The following is a 20817-nucleotide window of genomic DNA, read 5'->3' as shown; positions in this document are numbered from 1 at the left end:
ACGGGACCGCCAATGGGCGTAGGATCGAGGGCAGTGGAGCACGCGGGGCCGCGCAGCAATGCAGCGAGCGAGGCTCGGCACGAGCGGCTGGGCGGGGCGCGGGCCGAGTTCGTGGCGAACCTGGGTCGCCGCGTGGCCGAGCTCCGCGAGATGGTCCGGCGGATCGAGGCCGACGGGGATGCGCCGCGGCTCGTGGAGGAGCTGAAGCGGCGCCTGCACTCGCTCGGCGCCGGGGCGCGCCTCCTGCGCTTCGTGCGGGTCGCCGAGCGGCTCGCCGAAGGAGAGTCGCAGCTCGCGAACGGCGCGAGGCTCAGCGGCGAGGCCGCCGCCGCCCTGCGGAAGCTGCTCGAGGAGCTGCCCGCCCTGGCCTGGGGGCAGTCGGCCATGGGCGAGGCGCCCGCCCCGCCGCGCTCGAGCGCCGCGGTGCGCGAGCAGCCGTCGGCCCCGCCGCGCGCGAGCGCCGCCGCGGATCAGCCGAACGCGCGCGGCGCCGACGCCCGGCCGGAGGGCGCCGCCAAGGGTCAGGCCACGACCTGGATCGCGGACGTGAGCAACGGCCGCTCGCTCGCGCCGCTCTCGCTCGACGAGGACGAGGAAGCGGGCGCGCCCTCGTCGCGCGCCGCGGATCAGGCGCCGGCCGCCGAGGCGCCGGAGGCCGCGTCGGCCGCGTCGGCCGCGTCGATCGACGCGCCGATCACGGTCCTCGTCGTGGGCGCCGCGCCGCTCGCCGAGGCGCTCGCGCCGGGGGGCGACGACGTCGTGCCGTCGTTCGAGGTGGAGCGCACCGACGACGTGGAGACGGCGATCGATCTGGCGCGGGCCTTCGCTCCGGATCTGGTCCTGCTCGACGCCGACATGCCGGGCGCGCGCGGGCTCGCGGAGGCGCTGGCCGCCGATCCGCTGACGGACCTGGTCCCCGTCGTCGCCGTCGGCCGCTTCGCTCGGCCGGAGGACGCGGCCCCCTACCTGGCGCTCGGCGCCGCGCGCGCGCTGCCGAAGCCCGCGTCGCCCGACGCGCTCCGGCGCGCCGCCGCGGAAGCAGCGGCCTCCTCCGTTCGCTCCGAAGCCGCGCGGGCCGCGCGCGGGCCGCTCGGGGCCGTCAGCCTCGACGAGCTCGGGGCGCGCCTTGCGGAGGAGCTGCGCCGCGGCCTCTGCGACGCCGCCGATCCGAGGAGCCGCGGGTCGAACGTGGATCTCGGCGACGGCGCCGAGGTCCTCGCGGCGCTCTGGGGCGCGGTGGCGCGCATCCGCGATCTCGTGACCATCCGCTCGCAGGGCGGCGTGCGGTTCTCGCCGAGCGGGCCGGAGGGCGCGCTGCCGCTCGCCCCGTGGATGATCCCGCCCAGCGCGCCCGAGGCCGAGCGCTCGAGGCTGCACAGCGAGATCCGCGCGAAGGGGGCGGCGCGCGGGGCCAGCGCGCCCCGCGCGGCGCCGAGCGAGGCGGCGCTCGCGGCGATGGACATCGTGGTGGCGGACGACGATCCGGCGGTGACGTGGTTCCTCGCCGGCGTGCTCCGGGCCGCGGGGGCGAACGTGCACGAGGCGCACGACGGCGCGCGGGCGCTCGACCTCGCGTACCAGACGACGCCGGATCTCGTCGTGAGCGACGTGCTCATGCCGCGGCTCGACGGCTTCGCGCTCTGCCGGGCGCTCAAGCGCGACGTCGTGCTGCGCGACGTGCCGGTCATCCTGCTCTCCTGGAAGGAGGACCTGCTCCAGCGGCTCCGCGAGCTCGGCGCCCAGGCCGACGCCTACCTCCGCAAGGAGGAGAGCGCCGCGGCCTTCGTTCAGCGGATGCACGAGGTCCTGCGGGGCAGGCGGCGCGTCGCGGAGCGCATCGCGACGGGCGGCGAGGTCCGCGGCCGGCTCGACGGCATGACGACGCGGACGCTGCTGTCGCTCTCGTGCGCGCACCGGCCCGACGCGCTCGTGTCGGTCCGGGACGCCGCGTTCCTGTACGAGGTGCTGCTCAAGGACGGCCGCCCCGCCGCGGCGACGAGGACGGCGCAGGACGGGACGTTCCACCGCGGCCCCTCCGTGCTCGCGGCGCTCCTCGGCGTCGGCTCCGGCCGCTTCGTGGTGACGCCCGCGCCCGAGAGCGAGCTCCGGGCGCCGCCGCGCCCCGGCTTCGAGGGGACGCTCGCGGAGCAGCTCATGCCGGCGATCGCCGCGGCCCGGGCCGCCCAGCGGCTGTTCCATGGGCCGCCGCTGATGCAGGTGGAGCGCGTCGTCCTCGATCTGGAGGGGATGGGCGCGACCACCGAGGCGACGCCCGAGCCGGCGCGCTCGCTCTTGAAGGCGCTCGCGCGGGGGACGTCGCCGCGATCGATCATCACGTCGGGGGAGTTCGCCGCGAGCCTCGTCGAGGACGTGCTGAACGACGTCGCGGCGCGCGGCGGCGTGCGCCGCGTGATCGGCCGCGAGGGCGAGGACCTGCTCGCGCCCGCCGTGGCCTACGAGGAGGAGACGCTCCGCGGCGTGCGGCGCCACCCGCCGCCGGCTGCCGTGGCGCTGCCCCCGGAGCTCGCCGGCGACGACGCTGCCGCCGCATCGTCGCGCGCATCGGCCGAGCTCAGCGACGACCAGCTCACGGTGGTGCCCGGCTCGGTGGCGCCGCGATCGGCCGCGCCGGCGCGCGGCTCGGTGGCGCCGAGCTCGGCGGTGTCGCTGCCCGGCCCGGCGGTGTCGGTGCCGGAGTCGTCGGCGTCCATCTCCGTGCTGTCCGTGGACGCCGACGACGAGGACACGGCGTTCGCGAGCGCGCGCAAGGAAGACGCGAGGACGCTCGCGAGCGCCCTGGTCAACCCCCGAGTCCCGAGCGATCTCGCCGAGCTGCGAGGCGACGTGAGCAGCGCGCGCCCGGTGTGGACCTCCCAGGTCGAGGCCGCTGCGCTGGCGGGCGTGACGCCGGCCGTGCCCGGCGTGGCGCCGGCGCCGCGCAGGCCGGAGGCCTCGCTGCCCGCGCTGGAGTACCCGAAGCCCGAGCGGCTGCTGACGCTGGGCTCGCTCCCGCCGCCGCCCGTCGTCGAGGCGCCGGCGGCGCGCAAGGCCTCCACGGCGCCGCCCGCTGCGCGGCCCGCGGATCCCGCGCCCGCGCCCGCGCCCGCGCCCGCCATCGACGAGTCGCCCACGCCTCGCCGCGTGCGCCGGCCGTCGGCGTACGTGCCGACGCCGCAGCCGCCCGCCCGAGACAACCGCACCACGATGTGGGTCCTCTTCGCGGTGGCGGCGTTCGTCTTCGCGGTGGGCGCGCGGCTGTCGCGGGATCACGAGCTGCAGAGCGCTCAGCCGCCCCCCGAGCAGGCGGGACCGTCTGCGGCGGAGGCAGCGGCCGCTGCCCCGGCCTCGCCAGGCGCTGCCGCGCCGGCCGTCGCCGGCTCGTCGGGCGCGGTCGTGGCGGCGGCGCTCACCACCGCGCCGGCAGGGGCGGCCGCCGGGCCGATCGGCGAGACGACGTCGAACCCCGTGCTGCCCGAGGATCTGCCGCTGTCCGCCGAGCACAAGGTGCCCGATGGCCAGGGCATGCTCGAGGTGATCGCCGGCGCGGGCGACACGCTCTTCGTGGACGGGCGGAAGGTCGGCACCGGAAGCGTCAAGCTGCCGCTCGCGCCCAAGGACGGCGCCTACGAGATCCGGGCGAAGCTCCGGGACGAGGAGCGCGTGCGCTTCGCGGTCGTCAAGGCCGGTCGCCTCACCCGGCTCCGCGTCGCGCCGCCCTGGCGGCGCTGATCGGCGAGGCGCGCTGCGCCGGCGGGTAGCAGGCGCGCTGCGCCGGCGGGTAGCAGGCGCGCTACGCCGGCGGATAGCAGGCGCGCTACGCCGGTGGGCTCTCGACGGCGGGGGCCGCCTAAGAAGGGCGGGCGAGCTCGTCGATTCGCCGGGACGGTGACAGGGGCGATACCGGCCGGCGAGCAAGCTCCGACGCGACCTGGTGTTCCATCATTCCGGCAGGGTGGGGGAATGCCCTCGCCACCCCGCTGCAGCCTCCGCCGCAGAGAGGTCCCGGCGTGCGCCGCGGGGCGCCGTCGCGCTCCACGACCGTGAGGACCTCGCGCGATCCCCGCTCGTGGTACAGCACGCCCCGTGCGCGCCCGCGTGATCCGAACCCTCCGTCCCTCTGCAGCGCTCACGCTCGCCTCCGCCGCGGCCGCGCTCCTCTCCGGCTGCACCGGGTGCGAGACGTCGACCCGCGATCTGCCTGCGGACGCCCCGGCCGCGGCGGCCGCGAGCCCCCCGGCGGCGCCGCTGCCCGTGGCGCGCGACGTCGTGCACCTCGTCGACGAGCTGCCGAGCTGCGATCTCGAGCACCGAGGGCTCCTGTTCGATACGGGCGCGGGCGCGCTCCTCGGCCGCTTCGCGTGGCAAGGGACCGTGCCCACCGGCATCCAGGCGGTCGAGCACGCTGGATCCACCTGGGCGCGCATCTCGGAGCGGCAGATCAAGCTCACGTTCGTCCTGCCGTCCGCGAGCCCCATCTTCGTGTCCGCCCGGGCCGTCGGGCTCACCTCCAAGTACGCCACCGTCTCCCTGGACGACCAGCTCCTCGGCACGCTCCGCCTCCAGCGCGACCAGATCCGCATCGCCGCGACCCCGACCACCACGCTCCCCGCCGACCCCGGCCTGCACACCCTCACGCTCCAGTTCTCCGGCCGGCTCCGCGAGGGGGAGTCGTTCGCCGACGTCGACTGGGTGCGCGTCGGCATCCCCGACGAGGACCCGGCCACGTACGGCCCCCCGACGCTGCGCGACGTCGTCGCGCCCGCCGCCGCGCTGTCGGGCGTCCCCCACCGGTCCATCGCGCTGCGCGCCCCGGGCGCGGTCCGCTGCGCCTTTCGCCCTTCCAGGGTGACCCGCCTCCGCACCGCCATCGGCGCGCTGGGCGCGGGGGAGGGCGACGCCGAGATCCGCGTCCTCCGCGACGGCCAGGAGCCCCTCGTGATCCATCGCGTCCACGTCGAGGGCGGCGACAAAGCGACCTGGACCGACGTCGATCTGCCGCTCGCGCCCTTCGCCGGCTCCCTCATCTCCCTCGAGCTCCGCGCCGCCGCCGCGGCCCGCGGCGGACGCATCCTCTTCGGCGACCCCGTCCTCGCCGGATCTCAGGAGCCCCCTCCCCCCGTGCCCGCGGCGCGCGCCGTCGTGATCGTCGCCCTGAACGGGGTCGAGCGGCCCGATCTCCCCCCGTGGAGCGGTCACCCGGAGCCGCACCTCGCCACGCTCTCGGAGCTCGCCACGTCCGCGACGACGTTCGATCACCACCGGGGGCCGAGCACGGTCGTCTCCGCCGTGGCCGCGTCGCTGCTCACCGGCCTCCCGCCGGCGGCCCATACCGTCGTCGACACCGGGGCCCGCCTCCCCGCCCACGTGACCACCATCGGCGCCATCGCGAGCGACAGCAGCGTCCGCACCGGCTTCTTCACCGGCGTCCCCACCACCTTCCGGGCGTTCGGCTTCGGGCCCGGCTGGTCCCGGGTCCTCGAGCACCCCCCGACGAGCGGCGAGACGGCCACCACCCCGATCGACGCCGCCACCGCCTGGATCAGCGAGACCGTCCGTCAGGACGCTTCCAACCGCCTCCTCGCGTTCGTCCACGCGCGCGGCGGCCACCCGCCCTGGGAGGTCAGCCCGAAGGAGCTGAACGCCCTCAAGCCCGCCGAGTACGCCGGCCCCATCGAGCCGCGCCGCGCCGCCCAGGTGCTGGCCAGGCTGCGGAGCCGGCGCCGCGATGTCCTCAGCCCCGAGGATCGCGACCGGATCCGCGACCTGTTCTCCATCGCCCTCGCCGCCCAGGACCGCGCCCTCGGCAACCTCATCGGGGCCCTCAAGACCGCCGGCCTGTGGGACGAGACCCTCTTCATCGTGACCGGCGATCTGGCCAGCGGGCGCTCCGACGCCGCGCTCTACGCCGAGGGCGTGGACCTCCAGGAGCCCATCCTGACGCTCCCGCTTTATGTCCACTTTCCCGGTGATCTGTACGCCGGCCAGCGCATCTCTGCCCCGACCGAGATCGTCGACGTCGCGCGCACGGCGCTCGCCGCCCTCGGCCTCTCGTTCGCCCGCAAGCCGCTCGGGAGGGATCTGGCGGCGGTCGCGTCGGGCCTCGAGGGCGTCGAGCGCGGCCCCCAGATCGCCGCCCTCGGCGATCGTTACTCCACGCGCTGGGGCAACCTCGTGCTTTCGGGTCGGCTCGGCGTTCCCCCCTTTCTCTGCGACCTCGACGTGGACCCGACCTGCGCCTTCAACCGCCGCGAGGTGATGCCCCTCGCCACCGTGGCGCTCTTCCGGCGCACCGTGACGTTCGACCTGTCCGTGCGCGCGCCCGCGGCGCAACGGGAGCCGGCCACGATCGACGCGGACACGGCGGCCGTGCTCAACGTATGGGGCGCGCAGTGAGGCCCGCGCGATCGACGCGCGCCCGCGCCCGCGGGCCGAGCAAAGCCCGCTGACGGCGCCCGGCGGCGCGCGTGCGCCGGGCGCGGGCAAAGGCGTCCGCGACATCGCGGAGGCCGCGCGGGATCACGCGCCGGCGGCGACATGACGCCTCGCTGCGAGGCAGCACGCCCCACGTCGCGCGCGCCGCGACGCCCCCTGCGCGGGTCGATCGACGTACGCCCGCGCCCGCGCGTGCGCGTCGCGCGCTCGCTTCGCGCGCGGGAGGCGCCTGGCATGCTTCGCGCAAACCCCGCAGACCGCACAGGCCAAGAGCGCCTCGACGGCGCTTCATCTTTCCCTGAGAGGAGTCCCCCGCATGAAGGCGACCGACCTATTGAAGGAGCATCACCAGGAAGTCGAAGAGCTCTTCGAGCGCATGTCGCAGGCCGACAACGACGAGATCGGCGCGCTCCGGGACGAGCTCGTGGCGACCCTCGTGAGCCACTCGGCCATCGAGGAGGAGATCTTCTATCCCGAGAGCCGCGAGGCGCTCGGCGCCTCCCCCCTGATCCCGACCTCGTACGAGGAGCACGCCCTCGTCGAGTTCATGTTGCAGAAATTGCTCAGCACCGAGCCGGGTGACGAAACCTTTCACGCCAGGCTCGACGTGCTCAAGGAGCTCGTGCAGCACCACGTCGAGGAGGAGGAGAAGGAGCTCTTCCCCCAGGTCGAGAGCGCCATGGGCGCCGAGCGCCTCGAGGAGCTCGGCAGCCGCCTGGCGATGCGCTTCGGCCAGGTGCGCGAGAGCGACGTCGAGGCGCTCCTCGCTCGGAACGTCGCGAAGAGCATGCCCGCCGCCGGCCGCCGCGCCCGCACAGCGAAGCCGTCGGCGCGCAAGGCGGCGGCCAAGCGTCCGCCCGCGAAGCGCGCACCGGGGAAGCGCGCGTCGACGCAGCGCGCCGAGCCGGCGCGGGGCACGCGCGCGCAGAAGGGACGCCGCACCGCCGCGACCGGACGGAAGAAGACGGCGCCCACGTCGCCCACGCCGCCCGCGAAGGCCGGGCGAGCCGCGACCCCACGGAAGGCGAGCCGGCCGGCAAAGACCAGCCGCACGGGCCGCAAGGGCGGTCGCACGAGCAGCGCCTCCGCACGCTGACCGTCACGAGCGCGCCAGCGCACATCGGCGCACGCCGCGGGACTGGTCCAAATTGGAACAGGAAGGCGGGGAGGCAGGGAGAAAAACCTAGTAAATCTCTCTGCCTCCCTGCCTCCCTGTGATCTTTCTCGGGCAAAGCTGACCCTCACCCACGTCGCGGTAGGTCAACGGCGCGAGCTCCGGCCGGAGGGGGCGGCGGGCCTCGCGCCGTCCCCCAGATCGAACAGCGGAAGCGTGCCACCGGCCTTCGGAGGAGCGGCCTTCGTGGCGGCGTGCTCCGCCGCGATCTCGTGCAGCAGGGCAGGGTCGTCGTGGGCGACCGAGTTGACCCGCGGCGAGACGGGGCGCGCCGCCAGGGCGCCGCGAGGCGCCGGCCGGAGCAGCGCCTCGGCCCGATCCGCGTCCGCGCCGCCGCCGAGGCCGAGCCAGAGGTCCACGTCCTCGGGGTCCAGCAGGACGGGCATGCGGTCGTGGACCGGCGCGACGTCGGCGTTCGCCTCGGTGGTCAGGATCGTGAAACGGAGGTCGAGCCCCCCCGTGTCGGGGGCCTTCGCCGGCTGGCAGAGCCCGGCCAGGCGGAGCAGCCCGCCCCCCGCAGGGTGGAACCAGGTCGGCCGCCGCGCGCCCTTGGGCCCGCTCCACTCGTAGAAGCCGTCCGCCGGCACCACACAGCGGCTCGACGCGAACGCGTCGCGGAACGTCGGCTTCGTCCGCGCGCTCTCGGCGCGCGCGTTGGCCAGCAGCGAAGGCCCGGCGCTGCCGCTGGCGAAGCGCCCCACGAAGCCCCAGGTCGCTGCCACAAGCGCGCGCTGGCCACCCCGCGCGCGCAGCACCGGGTGGACGGTCGCAGGTGCGATGTTGAAACGAGGTCGAAACATCGCCGCTATCTCCGGATCAGCGGCAATCGACCGAGCCGGACCGCTGCGCGAGCGGCCCCCGCCGAGAGACGCCTCGAGCATCGCGGCGAGGGTCGCAAAGTCCGGAAGGGTGAGGGTGAAGCGCGCGCACATAACACTAGATTAGCGGCTTCGGGGCGCCTACAAGGGCGCTCCGGACGTTGGAGGAGGCCGCATGGTCGACAGCTTTGGCACCAAGAGCACGCTGACGGTTCAAGCCGAAACATTCACCTACTACAAGCTCACTTCGCTGGCGCAAGGCGGCGCGTCGATCGACAAGCTCCCGTTCTCGCTCCGCATCCTCCTGGAGAACCTCCTCCGCCACGAGGACGGGCGCGTGGTGCGCAAGGACCACGTGGAGGCCGTCCTCAACTGGGACCCGAAGGCCCGCCCCTCGCAGGAGATCGCCTTCCACCCCGCGCGCGTGCTGCTCCAGGACTTCACCGGCGTGCCCGCCGTTGTCGATCTCGCCGCCATGCGCGAGGCGCTCGCGAAGCTCGGCGGCGACTCGCTCAAGATCAACCCGCTCCAGCCCGTCGACCTGGTGATCGACCACTCGGTCCAGGTCGATCGATTTGCGTCCTCGACGGCCGTGAAGGTGAACGCGGCGCTCGAGTTCGAGCGCAATGAGGAGCGTTATGCGTTCCTCCGCTGGGGGGCGCAGGCGTTCACGAACTTCCGCGTGGTGCCGCCCGACCAGGGCATCTGCCACCAGATCAACCTGGAGTACCTCGCGGGCGCCGTCATGCGGCAGGGCACGCTGGTCTACCCGGATACGCTCGTCGGCACCGACTCGCACACCACGATGATCAACGGGCTCGGGGTCGTCGGCTGGGGCGTCGGCGGCATCGAGGCCGAGGCGGCGATGCTCGGCCAGCCGCTCTCGATGCTCATCCCCGAGGTCGTGGGCTTCAAGCTCCACGGCAGCCTGCCCGAGGGCGCGACCGCGACCGATCTCGTCCTCACGGTGACGCAGATGCTGCGGCAGAAGAAGGTGGTCGGGAAATTCGTGGAGTTCTACGGCCCCGGCCTGAGCGCGCTCTCGCTCCCGGACCGCGCCACGATCGCCAACATGGCGCCCGAGTACGGCGCGACGATCGGCTTCTTCCCGGTCGACGACGAGACGATCGCCTACCTGCGCTTCACCGGCCGGCCCGCGCAGCTCGTCGCGCTCGTCGAGGCCTACTACAAGGAGCAGGGGCTGTTCCGCACGGACAGCACCCCGGACCCGGTCTTCAGCGACACCCTGTCGCTCGACCTCGGCGACGTGGTGCCGTCGATCGCGGGCCCGAAGCGGCCGCAGGACCGCGTCACGCTGCGCGACGCGAAGCGCGCCTTCCGCGCCTCGCTCCAGGGCATGCTCGAGAAGGAGTTCGCCGCCGCCGACGCGCCCGCGGTCAAGGCGTTCCTCGAGGAGGGGGCCGGCCACGCCGCAGCGCGCGTGCCCGCGCTCGAGAAGATCATGCGCCCGGCGGAGATCACCGAGGGCGACACGCGCTACACGCTGCGGCACGGCTCGGTCGTGATCGCCGCGATCACGTCCTGCACCAACACGTCGAACCCGGCGGTCATGCTGGGCGCGGGCCTGCTCGCGAAGAAGGCCGTCGAGCGCGGGCTCACGGTGAAGCCGTGGGTGAAGACGTCGCTCGCCCCCGGGTCGAAGGTCGTCACCGACTACCTGCGCCAGGCGGGGCTCCTGCCGTACCTGGAGGCGCTCGGCTTCCACATGGTCGGCTACGGCTGCACGACGTGCATCGGCAACTCCGGGCCGCTGCCTGACGTGATCGGCGACACGATCCGCAACAACGATCTCGTCGTGGCGAGCGTCCTGTCGGGCAACCGCAACTTCGAGGGCCGCATCAACCAGCACGTGCGGATGAACTTCCTCGCCTCTCCGCCGCTCGTCGTCGCCTACGCGCTGCGCGGCGACGTCGACGCCGACCTCTTCAAGGAGCCGGTCGGCACGGACCGCAACGGCGAGCCGGTGTACCTCAAGGACATCTGGCCGAGCTCGTCCGAGGTCAACGAGGCGATCCGGACGGCCGTGCGGCCCGAGCAGTTCCAGGTGCAGTACGAGAACGTCTTCGCCGGCGACGAGGAGTGGCAGAAGCTCGCGGTCCCGGGCGGCCAGACGTTCGTGTGGGACGAGGGCTCGACCTACGTGCGCAGGCCGCCGTTCTTCGAGGGGCTGTCGAAGGAGCCGGCGCCGCTCAGCGACATCCGGGCCGCGCGCGTGCTCGCGCTGCTCGGCGACTCGGTGACGACCGACCACATCTCCCCGGCCGGCAACATCGCCAAGAACAGCCCCGCCGCGAAGTACCTGGTCGAGCACGGCGTCGCGCCCGCCGACTTCAACTCGTACGGCGCCCGCCGCGGCAACCACGAGGTGATGATGCGCGGCACGTTCGCGAACATCCGCCTCAAGAACGCCCTGCGCCCCGGCGAGGAAGGCGGGATCACCGTCCACCTGCCGGACGGCGAGAAGACGACGATCTACGACGCGGCCATGCAGTACAAGGCCGAGGGCGTGCCGCTGCTCGTGATCGCCGGCGCCGAGTACGGCACCGGGTCGTCGCGCGACTGGGCGGCCAAGGGGACCAAGCTGCTCGGCGTGCGCGCGGTCATCGCGAAGAGCTTCGAGCGCATCCACCGGTCGAACCTCGTCGGCATGGGCGTGCTCCCGCTCGAGTTCGCGCCGGGCGAGGACGCGCAGACCCTCGGGCTCACCGGGCGCGAGGTGTTCGAGATCGACGGCATCTCGGACAACCTCACGCCGGGCAAGAAGCTCAACGTCGTCGCGACCGGCGAAGGCGGGGCGAAGAAGACCTTCACCGTCACCGCGCGCATCGATACGCCGAACGAGGTCGACTACTACCAGCACGGCGGCATCCTCCAGTTCGTGCTGCGCAGCCTGGGCGCCAGCGCCTAGCGCCTCCCGTCGCGCCGCTCCCCGCCGCGCGTCTGGCGGGGAGCGCGGGAGCGGACCCATCTTTGAATGCGGAGCGGCGCGTCGCGGCTGCTGACGCGCGTGCGGGCTTCGGCTAAACCCTGGGGCATGCTCGATCCTCGCTACGTCGCAGAGCACCTCGATGAGGTGCGCGCGGCGCTCGCTCGCCGCTCGCCCGCCGCAGCCGCCAGCCTAGGAGACGACTTCGCGTCCACGGTCAGCGCGAGGCGGTCCAACATCCAGTCGCTCGAGCGGTGGCAGGCGGAGCGCAACGCGGCGAACGACGCGATGGCGCGCCTCGACAAGAAATCGCCCGAGTTCGCGCAGAAGCGCGACGAGCTGAAGGCGCTGTCGACGAGGATCAAGGAGGCCGAGCAGGTCGTCTCCGAGCTCGAGAAGCGGATGACCGAGGTGCTCTCCAGCGTGCCCAACGTGCCGGATCCGTCGGTGCCCGTGGGCGCGGGGGAGGAGGACAACGTGGTCGTCCGGGTGTGGGGCGAGAAGCCGAGCTTCTCGTTCACGCCGAAGAACCACTGGGACATCGGCACGGCCCTCGGCCTGCTCGATTTCGAGCGCGCGGCGAAGCTCTCGGGCGCGCGCTTCACCGTCCTGATGGGCGCCGCCGCCCGCCTCGAGCGCGCGCTCATCTCGTTCATGCTCGACCTGCACACGCGCGAGCAGGGCTACCTCGAGGTGCTGCCGCCCTTCCTCGTGAAGGACTCGGCCCTGTTCGGCACAGGCAACCTGCCCAAGTTCGCCGAGGACCTGTTCAAGACGCAGAAGAGCGACCCGGAGAGGGCGTACGACCTGTACCTCATCCCGACGGCCGAGGTCCCGGTCACGAACCTCCACGCCGACGAGATCCTGGACGGCGCGTCGCTGCCGATCGCTTACACGGCGTACACGCCGTGCTTCCGCAGCGAGGCGGGCAGCCACGGGCGCGACGTCCGCGGGCTCATCCGGCAGCACCAGTTCGACAAGGTCGAGCTCGTGCGGTTCTCGGCGCCGGAGGACTCGGCCCGCCAGCACGAGCTGCTCACCGCGCACGCGGAGGAGGTCCTGAAGCGGCTCGGCCTGCACTACCGGGTCTCGGCGCTCTGCACCGGCGATCTCGGCTTCGGCTCGCAGAAGACGTACGATCTCGAGGTGTGGCTGCCCGGCCAGGGGGTGTACCGCGAGATCTCGAGCTGCTCGAACTTCGGCGAGTTCCAGGCGCGCCGCGCGCAGATCCGCTACCGGCCCGAGCCGAAGGCGAAGCCGCGGCTGGTCCACACGATGAACGGGTCGGCGCTCGCGGTGGGGCGGACGGTCATCGCGATCCTGGAGCAGTACCAGCAGGCGGACGGCACGGTGGTCGTGCCTGAGCCGCTCCGGGCGTTCATGGGCTGCGAGGTCCTCCGCGGCAGGTAACGGCGATGGCAGCGGACGAGCAAGCCAAGCGCGAGCTGCCGGAAGCGAAGAGCGCGCGCAACGGAGGGGACGGCGAGCGGCGCTCGCAGATCCCGGAGCCGCCGGGCGCGCGCAGCGGAGGGGACGGCGAGCGGCGCTCGCAGATCCCGGAGTCGCGGGGCGGGCGCAATGGAGGGGACGGCGAGCGGCGCTCGCAGGTCCACCCGCCCGCGACGAGCGCGGAGACGTCGATGGCGCTCGCGCGCCGGCGGCTGCTCGACCTCTGCAAGCGGCACAAGGACGAGCTCATCGACGACTGGATCGAGAACGTCCTGGCGCTGCCGCCGGAGCGGGGTCGGTACACGGACCGGCCCGTGGGCGAGGTCACGGAGAACGTGCGCTCGTGGCTCGCCGCCTTCACCAGGATCCTCGAGGACGGCAGCGAGACGCTGCTCGACGAGTTCATCACGCACCTCGTCGAGCAGCGCTACGCGACCGGGTACTCGATCAGCGGTCCCCTGATCGCCGCGTCCGAGTTCCGCACCGCGGTCGCGGGCGTCCTCGACACGACGCACGACGACGCCGAGGCGGACGGCTCGACGTCGATCGACGTGCTCCGCGCCGTCGACGCGCTGCTCCTCCAGTTCGAGCACCGCTTCGCCGAGGCGTACGCCCAGCGCTCGCTGTTCGCCTCCGAGGAGCGCTACCGCGAGATCGTCGAGCTCTCGTCCGACGTCCTCGCGACGATCGATCAGGAGGGGATGCTGACGCGGCTGAACGTGCGGTTCGAGGCGCTCTTCGGGCACTCGCGCCAGGCGTGGATCGGCCGGCCGATCACCGCGCTCGCGGTCGCGGCGGACGTGCCGGCCCTGCGCATGCTCGTGATGTCGGCGTCGCGCGCGGAGGCGCCGCGGGAGGCCACCATCCGCTGCGGGACGCGCGCCGGGCTGACCAAGGTGATGACGGTCCGGATCACGCGGCTCTACGGCGAGGACGCCTCGCTCGCGCTCATGCGCGACGTCACCGAGGAGGTCGCGCGCCGCGCGCAGATCCTCCACAGCGAGAAGCTCTCCTCGATCGGCCAGGTCGCGGCGAGCGTCGCGCACGAGCTCAACAACCCCATGGCCTGGGTGATGGCGAACCTCGAGCAGATCCGGAGCGGGGCGCACAAGCTCGTCTCGGCGGCGCGCCCGGTCGCCTCCGGGTCCTACGAGGAGCTGCTGCGCGCCATCGATCTCATCGATCGCTCGTGTCACGAGGCGCTCGCCGGCGTCGAGCGGATGCGGGACATCGTGACGGACCTCAACCTCTTCTCGAGCAGCAGCGAGCGAAAGCCCGAGCGGGTCGATCTCGTCGACGTGATCGAGCTCGCGCTGCGCATGACGGGCCCGCAGCTCAGCCAGCTCTGCCGCATCGAGCGCCACTACGGCCCGATGCCGCCGTTCGTCGGCTATCCGGGCAAGCTCTCGCAGGTGTTCGTGAACCTGTTCATCAACGCGGCGCAGGCGATGCCGAACCGCCCGCGCGACGAGAACATGGTGCGCGTGACGACGCGCTTCGACGCCGGGGTCCACCACGTCGAGGTGGAGGACAACGCGCGCGGGATGACCCCGGAGGTCGTCGAGCGGATCTTCGACCCGTTCTTCACGACGAAGGAAGAGAGCGCGCGCCCGGGGATCGGGCTCTGGGTGTCGCGCAACATCGTCGAGGAGCAGCACGGCACGATGACGGTGTCGAGCACGCCCGGCGTCGGCACCGTCTTCACGATCCGCCTGACCGGCCTGAACCCCACGGATCTGCCCGCGCCGCGGCCGGCGCCGGAGCCGCCGCGCGCGTCGTCGCGCGGGACGATCCTGTTCGTCGACGACGAGCCGATGCTGCTCAACGCCTTCGCGCGCGCGTTCGAGGAGCGGCACGAGGTGCTCGTGGCGAAGAGCGGCCACGAGGCGCTCGACCTGCTGCGGGACCGCGGCGGCCGGATCGACGCGATCGTCTGCGATCTCCTGATGCCGCAGATGAGCGGGATGGCCCTGTACGACGAGATCGCGGAGCGGTTCCCGCAGCTCTTGCCGAAGATGGCCTTCATGTCAGGCGGCGCCTTCACGCCGAGCGCGCGCGAGTTCGTGGAGCGGGTGGACAACCCGAAGATCGCGAAGCCGATCTCGCTCGACGATCTGGAGCGGGTCATCGCCGATCTTCTGAGCGGCGGGTCGAAGCGGGGGCACTAGGCTCGAGCGGGGGTTCGATGGCGGGGGCGAAGGCGAGGACGATCCGGGAGCAGGCGAACCACGCGCGCTACCGGCCGGGGCAGCGGGGAGGCTTCTACGAGAGCTTCTTCCAGCGCGCGAACCACCCGACGCGGCCGCTCGCCTTCTGGATCCGCTACACGCTCTTCAGCCCGGCCGGGCGGCCCGAGGCCGCGGAGGGTGAGCTCTGGGCGGTCTACTTCGACGGCGAGACGGGGCGCCATGTGGTCGCCAAGCGCGAGGTCCCGTTCGCCGGTCGCTGCTCCTTCGCCCGCGACGGCCTGTCGGTCGCCATCGACGGCGCCCGGCTGAGCCTCGGCCGGCTCACCGGGGCGGCGGGCGAGGGGGAGGACGCCATCACCTGGGACCTCGGGTACGAGGGCGGCGGGGAGCCCCTTCTGCTGCTCCCTGCGGCCCTCTACGGCGCCCCGCTGCCGAAGGCGAAGGCGCTGGTCGGCGCCCCGATGGCCGTCTACAGCGGCGCCCTCCGCGCCGCGGGGCGCAAGGTGGACGTGACGGGCTGGGTGGGCAGCCAGAACCACAACTGGGGGACGAAGCACACGGACCTGTACGCCTGGGGGCAGGTCGCCGGGTTCGACAGCCACCCGGACAGCTTCCTCGAGGTCGCCACGGCCCGCCTGAAGATCGGGCCGCTCTGGACGCCGAACATGACGCCGCTGGTCCTGCGGCATCGCGGCGAGGAGATCGCGCTGAGCTCGCTTGTCCAGTCGGTCCGCGCCGAGGCCTCGTTCGACTACTTCACCTGGCGCTTCCGGACGGAGACTGATCGGCTGAGCGTCGAGGGGCAGATCTCCGCGTCCGCCGGCGATTTTGTCGGCCTGGCCTATCGGAACCCGCCCGGCGGCGTGAAGCACTGCCTGAACACGAAGATCGCAGCCTGCACCGTCACCCTGCGGCGGAAGAGCCTGGGCCGCGAGGTCGGGATCGAGACGCTGACGACGGCGCGGCGCGCGGCGTTCGAGATCCTCACGGACGATCGCGACCATGGCGTGACGATCCGCGCCTGATCTACGCCGGACGCACGGCTCGGCGCGGGCGGCCGGGCCGGCGCGGGCGGCCGGGCCGGCGCGCCGCCTCCGAGAGACGCGCTGCGCGCCCGGCGCAAGGTCGGCTAAAGAAGATGGTGGTACGTCACCGCACGAAAGGCGGACGCCATGAGTCTCAAGCACCCCCGGACCATCCTCGTTGCACTGGACAGCTCTCCCAGGGCGCCGCTCGTCCTGGCGGAGGGCGTGGACCTCGCGCAGAAGCTCGGCGGCAGGCTCGTGCTCGTGCGCGGGATCGGGCTGCACCACAGCCTCCCCGCGGAGGCGCTGAACGAGTCGCCGACCCGCGTCCCCGAGATCCTGGAGCGGAGCGACCGGGAGGAGCTTGAGCAGCTCGCGCGCGACGTGCCGCCCGAGCTCCTCGCGAAGGTGGTGATCCACGTCGGCGTCGCCTGGGAGGTCATCTGCCGGACGGCCGACGAGGAGAACGCCGATCTCATCGTCATCGGGTCGCACGACACCTACTCGGGCATCGACAAGGTGCTCGGGACGACCGCGGCGAAGGTCGTGAACCACACGAACCGATCGGTGCTCGTGGTGCGCGACAAGCCGTCGGACTGACGGGGGCCCTCCTGCCTCAGTGGAGCCTGCCGATGAGCTCGTCGCTCAACCTGGGCTGATCGATCTTGCCCAGCCAGATCCGCCAGGTGGCCTTCATGAAATCGATGCCGCTCACGGTCGCCTTCCCGCCGCCGGCGACCGTGATGGTGGTCGCCTTCGCGCGCGGGTCGTATTCGATGGTGACCTCGGCCCCCGACTTGAGGTCTCCCTGGAACGCCGCCACGAACCTCTCGATCTTCGGCGTGTCCGAATACTGGTTCAACGCATAGGCGTCCCGCAGCGCCTTGACGATGCTCGCGCGGTCGACGTCGCGCAGCATCGTCCAGACGAACTTCTTGCTCGTGTCCATGTCGATGACGGCCTCCCTGGACCTCGTGGCAGGGAGCTGCTCCATGTAATGGCTGATCCGATAGACATCGATGTTGACCGCGCCGATGGTCTTCACGCGGACGCCCGTGCCGGTGAGCGTATAACCCGGCAGAGCAAGGAGGCTCCCGACAGCCAGGAAGATCGCCGCGAACGCGGCGAGAAGAGCTGGAGATTTGCTTCGCGCGAAGTGCATTGGATCGACCTCCTCCGGGTTCGCCGCGCCGTGCGGCGCATCGTGTCCGGGCGCCGCGCTCCGGCGATCGCCCGTCGACGGTCGTGAGCGAGCAAGAGCCGAACCACCGACGGCGGGACGTCGGGAGTCGCCGATATCGCGAGATGTCGAGATGTGCCCTGGAGTCAGGCAGGGACGACCCATGGACGTGTGCTCGACGGGGGCTCCGCCCGCGAGGCGGCGCGCTCCCGCCCGCGCGAGGCCGGCCGCGGCGGGCTCTCCCGGAGATCTTTTTTCGGCCCGGTCCGTAGAAGCCGCGCGCTGCGGGGTCCGGGAGATCGCGGCGGAGGGACGCCGATCCCCCCGTGGGCCGCGCCATGGCTTGCGGCGGAAGGAGCTTCTCGATGCGGACGATGCTCGCTGGATTGCTGATGGGATGGGCGGCCCTGAGCTGCGCGGCCAGCGCGGCGGCGCCTCCGGGCACGAGCGCCGCGGCCGCGGCGGCCGCGCCGGGCAGCGCGGCGGAGGACGGGGCGAAGGGGGAGGACGAGGCGAAGAGGGTCGCCGTGGCCGTGGCCCCGACGGCGGCGGCCGAGGCGCCGTCGCCCCGGCCGGAGCCGGCGCCCGCGGGGAACCAGGGGGTCTGGATCGGCGCCGCGGGCGCGAGCGATTTCGTGCTGCCGGGGACGCGCGAGACGCAGCTCGGCGTGTGGATCGATGTCCCGGCGGCCCGGGCGGCGCGCGGACAGCCGCGCACGCCGGCCGCGGTCGTGCTGCTCGTGGACGCCTCCGGCTCGATGCAGGGCCCCAAGATGGAGCACGCCCGCGCGGCGGCGCAGGCGTTCGTCGACAGGCTCCCCGACGGGGATCTGGTCTCTGTCGCGTCGTTCGCCGACACCGCGCAGGCGCGCGTCTCGCCCACCGTGCTCGGCCCGTCGACGCGCCCTGCGGTGGCGCGCGCCATCGCCGCGCTCGGCCCTGAAGGCAGCACGAACCTCTTCGATGGCCTCCGGCTCGCGGAGCAGCACGCGCTCACGGCGCCGTCGACGCACGCCGTCCGGCGCGTGGTGCTCATCTCGGACGGCCAGGCGAACATCGGGCCCTCCTCGCCCGACGTCCTCGGCGCGCTCGCCCAGCGCGGGGCCTCCCACGGGGTGCAGATCACGTCGATCGGGGTGGGGGCCGACTACGACGAGCGCACGCTCAACGCGCTCGCCGTCGGCTCCAGCGGCAGGCTGTACCACCTCTCCGAGGCGCGCGAGATGTCCGCCGTCCTGGAGCGCGAGCTCGCCCTGCTCCAGACGACGGCGGCGACGGGGGCGTTCGTCGAGATCGTCCCGGCGCCCGGCGTGGAGGTGCTCGACGTCCCGAGCGAGCGCACCGAGCGGGCTGGCGACGCGCTCCGGGTGCTCCTTGGCACGATGTTCGGGGGGCAGCACCGCGAGATGCTCGTGCGGGTGAGGGTCAACGCGCCGGCGGCCGGCTCGCACCCGCTCGCGAGCGTGCGGCTGCACTTCCGCGACGCCGAGGCCGGCAACCTCCCGCGGGTGCAGGAGGTGGTCGCCCGCTACGATGTGACGAGCGATCCGGGCCTCGTCGCCGCGCGCCAGAACGAGAAGACCCAGACCATCGCCGCGGTGATCGAGGCGGGCATGATGCAGCTCGACGCGGCCCAGGAGGTGAGCTCGGGCAACTTCGGCGCGGCCGAGGCGAAGCTCGCCGCAGCGGAGGACCGGCTCCGGCAGCAGGCGGCGCGCGCCCGGTCGGACAAGGACAAGGAGCGCGCCGTCCAAGCGGCCTCGGCGGTGGCGAGCGCGCGAAAGACCGCGCGCGCGGCCGCGGCGGCCCCGCCCGCGGCCCGGCGCATGGATGCGCTCGAGATGAACAGCGCCTCCCCGGTCTGGTCGGGCCGCTGATCCGGCGCGGCCGTCGAGGCGCGCCGATGATGCCTGTCCGTCGATGCTCTTGCCTGCCCGTCCGTGACGGGCGGGTGCGGCATCCTTGATGGGAAAATTCGAGGGGATACTTCAGGTGTCCATCATGGGATGGGCAAGTGCGGTGTTCGTCATGCGATGAGCCGGTGCGATGTCCATCATGGGATGGGCAAGTGCGGTGTTCGTCATGCGATGAGCCGGTGCGATGTCCACCATGGGATGGGCAGGTGCGGTGTTCGTCATGCGATGAGCCGGTGCGGCGTCCATCATGGATGGGTTGACCGGCTCTGCACGACCGCCGGCATCCGGTCATGGTTGATCCATGATTCAACATTGACGGCACGATCCATCATGGATTGTAAGGACACGCCCAACGCGGGACCCGACGCCCTCGACAGCGGTCGGGTCCCGCGCGACATTGTCCCGGGCCCTCTGGCACGCCGCCTCCCCGGGCTCCGATCCTCGCCATGAACCCGAACGCCTTCCCGGAGTCGCGCGTCCTCGACGCCGCGCGCGGGCTCTGGTCGCTCGACCCGGCCGTGACCTTCCTGAACCACGGCTCGTTCGGCGCCTGCCCGCGCGCGGTGCTCGAGGCGCAGCAGCGCTACCGCGACCAGCTCGAGCGCGAGCCGGTCCGGTTCTTCCTTCGCGAGCTCGGGCCGCTGCTCGAGGCGGCCCAGGGGGCGCTCGCCTCCTTCGTCGGCGCCGACCCCGACGACCTCGTGTTCGTGCCCAACGCGACCGTCGGGGTCAACACGGTGCTGCGGTCGCTCTCGCTCCGACCCGACGACGAGCTCTGTATCACCGACCACGGGTACAACGCCTGCAACAACGCGGCCGAGGCGGTCGCGGCCCGCGCCGGCGCGCGCGTCGTCGTCGCGCCGGTGCCGTTCCCCATCGAGGCGCCCGAGCAGGTGGTCGAGGCGGTGCTCGCGCGCGTGGGGCCGCGGACGCGGCTCGTCCTCGTCGACCACGTGACGAGCCCGACGGGGCTCGTGTTCCCGGTGGCCTCCCTGGTGGCGGAGCTCGCGGGGCGCGGCGTCGACGTGCTCGTCGACGGAGCGCACGCGCCCGGCATGGTGCCGCTCGATCTCCGCGCCCTCGGGGCGGCCTATTACACCGGCAACTGCCACAAATGGCTGTGTTCGCCGAAGGGCGCGGCGTTCCTCCACGTGCGGCGGGACAAGCAGGGTCTGGTCCGCCCTCTCTCCATCAGCCACGGCGCCAACTCACCGCGCACCGACAGGTCGCGTTTCCTTCTCGAGTTCGACTGGACCGGCACGGCGGACCCCAGCGCGGCGCTCTGCGTCGCGGACGCGCTCCGCTTCATGGGCGGGCTCCTGCCCGGGGGCTGGCCCGCGCTCGAGGCGCACAACCGGGCGACGGCGCTCGCCGCGCGCGACCTCCTGTGCGGGGCGCTCGGCTGCTCGCCGCCGAGCCCCGACGCGATGATCGGCGCGCTCGCGACGGTGCCGCTCCCCGACGCGCCGTCGTCCGCGCCGCGCCTCGATCCGCTCCAGGACGCGCTCCTCGAGCGGTGGGGGATCGAGGTGCCGGTGTTCGCCTGGCCCGCGTCGCCGAGGCGGCACCTCCGGATCTCGGCCCAGATCTACAACGACAGGCCGCAGTACGAGCGGCTCGCCGCCGCCCTCACCGCGCTGCTGTAGCGCGCGCGAGGGGCTCGATCCTGGCGCCGCCGCTCCGCGGC

Annotated in this window: 13 protein-coding genes; 10 read left to right on the top strand and 3 right to left on the bottom strand. The window is 73.2% G+C overall.

The features are described from left to right. Window positions 1-33: 33 nt before the first annotated feature. The 3 genes from WME90_RS42450 to WME90_RS42440 all read left to right on the top strand — a co-directional run bounded on the left by WME90_RS42450 (window position 34) and on the right by WME90_RS42440 (window position 7528). A complete protein-coding gene (locus tag WME90_RS42450) occupies window positions 34-3729 on the top strand; it encodes a response regulator (protein ID WP_437277796.1) in 3696 nt (1231 codons plus the stop codon). A gap of 366 nt (window positions 3730-4095) precedes the next feature. After that, window positions 4096-6393 carry a sulfatase-like hydrolase/transferase gene (locus WME90_RS42445; protein ID WP_437277795.1) on the top strand — a complete coding sequence of 766 codons (2298 nt, stop codon included), beginning with the start codon at window positions 4096-4098 and terminating at the stop codon, window positions 6391-6393. A gap of 355 nt (window positions 6394-6748) precedes the next feature. Continuing rightward, a complete protein-coding gene (locus WME90_RS42440) occupies window positions 6749-7528 on the top strand; it encodes a hemerythrin domain-containing protein (protein WP_437277794.1) in 780 nt (259 codons plus the stop codon). Window positions 7529-7692: 164 nt separating this feature from the next. On the opposite strand, the gene WME90_RS42435 is transcribed toward WME90_RS42440, so the two are convergent. Then, complete coding sequence (locus WME90_RS42435) at window positions 7693-8538, bottom strand: SOS response-associated peptidase (protein WP_437277793.1); 846 nt, start codon at window positions 8536-8538, stop codon at window positions 7693-7695. Window positions 8539-8599: 61 nt separating this feature from the next. Here WME90_RS42435 and acnA point away from each other — a divergent pair, with 61 nt between their 5' ends. The 5 genes from acnA (at window position 8600) to WME90_RS42410 (ending at window position 16634) form a co-directional block, all read left to right on the top strand. Beyond that, complete coding sequence (gene acnA, locus WME90_RS42430) at window positions 8600-11353, top strand: aconitate hydratase AcnA (protein ID WP_437277792.1); 2754 nt, start codon at window positions 8600-8602, stop codon at window positions 11351-11353. Between the two features lie 126 nt (window positions 11354-11479). Then, window positions 11480-12781: a serine--tRNA ligase gene (gene serS / locus WME90_RS42425; protein ID WP_437277791.1), complete on the top strand. Its 1302-nt coding sequence runs from the start codon at window positions 11480-11482 to the stop codon at window positions 12779-12781. A 5-nt stretch (window positions 12782-12786) separates the two neighbouring features. Beyond that, on the top strand, window positions 12787-14988 hold the full coding sequence (locus WME90_RS42420) for an ATP-binding protein (RefSeq protein WP_437277790.1): 2202 nt from the start codon (window positions 12787-12789) through the stop codon (window positions 14986-14988). Window positions 14989-15005: 17 nt separating this feature from the next. Beyond that, complete coding sequence (locus WME90_RS42415; RefSeq protein ID WP_437277789.1) at window positions 15006-16034, top strand: hypothetical protein; 1029 nt, start codon at window positions 15006-15008, stop codon at window positions 16032-16034. A gap of 147 nt (window positions 16035-16181) precedes the next feature. Continuing rightward, on the top strand, window positions 16182-16634 hold the full coding sequence (locus tag WME90_RS42410) for a universal stress protein (RefSeq protein ID WP_437277788.1): 453 nt from the start codon (window positions 16182-16184) through the stop codon (window positions 16632-16634). Between the two features lie 16 nt (window positions 16635-16650). Here WME90_RS42410 and WME90_RS42405 read toward each other — a convergent pair whose 3' ends face one another. Further along, entirely contained in the window at window positions 16651-17196 is a 546-nt protein-coding gene (locus WME90_RS42405; RefSeq protein WP_437277787.1) for a chalcone isomerase family protein, read from the bottom strand. A gap of 383 nt (window positions 17197-17579) precedes the next feature. On the opposite strand from WME90_RS42405, the gene WME90_RS42400 reads away from it, so the two are divergent. Next, window positions 17580-19091 carry a vWA domain-containing protein gene (locus tag WME90_RS42400; protein WP_437277786.1) on the top strand — a complete coding sequence of 504 codons (1512 nt, stop codon included), beginning with the start codon at window positions 17580-17582 and terminating at the stop codon, window positions 19089-19091. A gap of 111 nt (window positions 19092-19202) precedes the next feature. Here the strand turns inward: WME90_RS42400 and WME90_RS42395 are convergent, their stop codons facing one another. Continuing rightward, a complete protein-coding gene (locus WME90_RS42395) occupies window positions 19203-19379 on the bottom strand; it encodes a hypothetical protein (RefSeq protein WP_437277785.1) in 177 nt (58 codons plus the stop codon). 197 nt (window positions 19380-19576) lie between these two features. On the opposite strand from WME90_RS42395, the gene WME90_RS42390 reads away from it, so the two are divergent. Continuing rightward, on the top strand, window positions 19577-20776 hold the full coding sequence (locus WME90_RS42390) for an aminotransferase class V-fold PLP-dependent enzyme (protein ID WP_437277784.1): 1200 nt from the start codon (window positions 19577-19579) through the stop codon (window positions 20774-20776). The last annotated feature ends 41 nt before the right edge of the window (window positions 20777-20817 follow it).

The sequence above is a fragment of the Sorangium sp. So ce375 genome, from assembly GCF_051473855.1.
GTDB lineage: Bacteria > Myxococcota_A > Polyangia > Polyangiales > Polyangiaceae > Sorangium.
This window is presented reverse-complemented; position numbering and strand designations above follow the sequence as displayed.